This is a genomic window from Deinococcus rhizophilus, assembly GCF_030271215.1.
GTDB classification, from domain to species: domain Bacteria; phylum Deinococcota; class Deinococci; order Deinococcales; family Deinococcaceae; genus Deinococcus; species Deinococcus rhizophilus.
Genome location: NZ_JASNGB010000364.1, coordinates 1 through 689, shown reverse-complemented (window position 1 = coordinate 689; position 689 = coordinate 1). Strand labels below are relative to the sequence as shown.

General features: G+C 74.5%; 1 protein-coding gene. It reads left to right on the top strand.

What is annotated here, in order from left to right; translation table 11 throughout:
• Positions 1-26: 26 nt before the first annotated feature.
• Positions 27-689, top strand: a 663-nt coding sequence (locus tag QOL99_RS17360) for a CHASE domain-containing protein (RefSeq protein ID WP_285525662.1), incomplete at its 3' end; no start/stop codon positions are given.

The following is a 689-nucleotide window of genomic DNA, read 5'->3' as shown; positions in this document are numbered from 1 at the left end:
GCGGCGGGCGGCGCGGAGGAGCAGCCGTGACCGGGGCCGGGTCGCCGGACCGCCGCTGGCCGCTGGCCGCGTTCACGCTGGTGCTGCTGCTGAGCGTGTTCGCGGCGGCCTTTCTCTACCGCTCCGTGCAGGAGCAGCAGCGGGCGCGGTTTGACCGCGAGGTCAATGCCCACGCCAGCATCCTGCGCGACCAGCTCAACGAGTACGAGACGCTGCTGCGGGCCACCCGGTCGTTCTGGCTGGTCGAGGACGAGCCCGGGCAGGCCGAGTACGGCACCTACGTCGAGAGCCTGGACCTGCGGGAGCGTTTCCCCGGGGTGCTGGCGGTGGGCTTCAGCCGCTGGCGCGAGGGGGCGGGGGGGCGCCCGCAGGCCGTGATCGAGCGCATCGCTCCGGCCGACCGCGTCAACCGTCAGGCGCTGGGCTTCGACATGCTCTCCGAGCCCTGCCGCCGCGCCGCCATCCTGCGTGCGCGGGAGGGGCAGCGCAGCCAGATCAGCTGCCCGGTCAGGCTGGTGCAGCAGGGGTCCGGCGGCCAGGCGCTGGACGGCATGCTGCTCTTTTTGCCGGTGGGAACGGACGGGGGGTTTCAGGGGGTGGTGTACCTCGCCCTCGACACGGCCTCGCTGCTGCGGGCGCTGCGGCCGGCCGGAGCGCTGCCGGGCGTGGCGGTCGAGACCCGGCTGGGG